Raw genomic sequence first — 1,836 nt, 5'->3', positions numbered from 1 at the left:
GGCCCGCCGCCGCCCGGTGCGCGGGCTCGACCTCCCGGTCGGCCCGTTCCTGCTGCTCGGCGCGCTCACCGCGGTCCTGGCGCGGTGAGCGCGCGCGTTCGGCGGTAACAAGGGGAGTGGAACGGAGGGGCCCGCCGCACCGGTCGGTACGACGGGCCCCGCCGCCGACGCGCAGGCCCCACCCTCAAGGAGCGGCGCGCCGGGGGAGTTGAGCTCTGGTGGCCGCGGCCGGGTGGCTGCCGCGGCCGCGTGCCGCAGCCGTCCGTGGCGGCTGCGGCCCTGCCGTTACGGCATCTTGTGGACGAACGGGCCGACCGCGTTGGAGAACGCGTTGCCGTTGTTGGCGTCCCAGTTGGTCGACCAGGTCATCGCGCCGCGGATGGTCGGCCACTTGGCCGGCGGCACGAAGCTGCCGCAGTTGTTGCCGGTGGCCAGGCAGTCCAGCGCGTTGTTCACCACGGTCGGCGAGACGTAGCCGCCGCCCGCCGCCTTGGTGGAGGCCGGGACGCCGATGCCCACCTGGTCCGGCCGCAGGCCGCCCTGGATGTGGGTGCAGACCTGCGAGGTGATGAAGTCGATGGTGCCCTGGTTGTAGACCTTGCCGTCGCAGCCGTTCATGCCGCCCGAGTTGTAGAACTGGGTGTTGACGACGGTGAGGATGTCCTTGGTCTTCAGCGCCAGCTGGAAGTAGGCGCCGGAGGTGCTGTACATCCCGATGGTCTCGGGGGCCATGGTCAGCACGAAGCCGGGGCCGACCTTGGCCTGGAGGGCGTGCAGCGCGTCGCCGAGCGGGCCGGCCTGGACGCCGTTCTCCAGGTCGACGTCGATGCCGTCGAAGCCGTAGTCCTTGATGATCGCGTAGGCGCTGTTGACGAAGTTGGCGCCGGCGGTGGCGTCCCCGACGGTGATCGCGCCGTTCTGCCCGCCGATGGAGAGGATGACCTTCTTGCCGGCCGCCTGCTTGGCCTTGATGTCGGCGCGGAACTGGGCGTCGGTGTAGCCGCCGAGCGCCTTGGACAGGCCCGGGTCCAGGGTGAAGCTGATCGCGCCGGTCCGGGTCGGCACGGCGTCGGCGAAGGAGACCGCGATGATGTCGTACGCGCTCTGGACGTCGCTCAGCCGCTGCACGGTCGAGTTGTTGTCGAAGTTCTGCCAGTAGCCGGTGACCAGGTGGGCGGGCAGGCCGGTGGCCGGCGGGGTGGTGCTGGTCGGCGTGGCGGTGGGGGTCGCCGTCGCGGTCTGCGTGGGCGTCGCGGTGGGGGTCGGGGTCGCCGTCGTGGTCGGCGTCGCGGTGGCCGTGGGGGAGGCGGTGGCCGTCGGCGTGGAGGTGGGGGTCGCGGTCGGCGACGGGGTGCCGGTGCCGCCGGGGCCGATCAGCGCGACGTCGTCGGCCAGGTAGGCGCTCTGGCCGTACCAGCCGTGCAGGTAGACGGTGACGCTGGTGGCGTTCGCCCCGGTGGTGAAGGTGGTGGACAGCTGGTTCCAGCTGTTCTGGTTCGACCAGGCGGACGGGTCGGTGCCGCCGGTGCCGCGTGCACCGAGGTAGACGTACGGGCCCTGGACCCACGCGCTCAGCGTGTAGCTGGTGTTGGGCAGCACGCTGATGGTCTGGGTGCACTCGGCGGTGTCGCCGGCGCCCGGGGTGGCCTGGAGTGCGCCGGTGCCGGAGTGGACCGGGGAGGAGACCGTGGTCGCGGCGCCGGTGCAGGTCCAGCCCGCGAGCCCGCCGTCGAAGCCGCCGTTGCCGACCAGGTTGCCGACCGCCGCGCTGGCGCCGCCGGCGAAGAGGGCGAGGCCGCCGCCGGCCAGGGCGAGGGCGGTGGCACCGGCCGCGAC

At 73.0% G+C, this 1,836-nt stretch carries 1 protein-coding gene; it reads right to left on the bottom strand.

Annotated features, from left to right (window positions below; translation table 11 throughout):
- Nucleotides 1-285: 285 nt before the first annotated feature.
- The coding region (locus KS423_RS44735) for a chitinase (RefSeq protein ID WP_224285406.1) at nt 286-1,836 on the bottom strand (1,551 nt) is incomplete at its 5' end.

Source organism: Streptomyces sp. LS1784, assembly GCF_020103755.1.
Lineage (GTDB): Bacteria > Actinomycetota > Actinomycetes > Streptomycetales > Streptomycetaceae > Kitasatospora.
The sequence above is the reverse complement of the archived record's forward strand: the minus strand, read 5'-3'. Positions and strand labels throughout refer to the sequence as shown.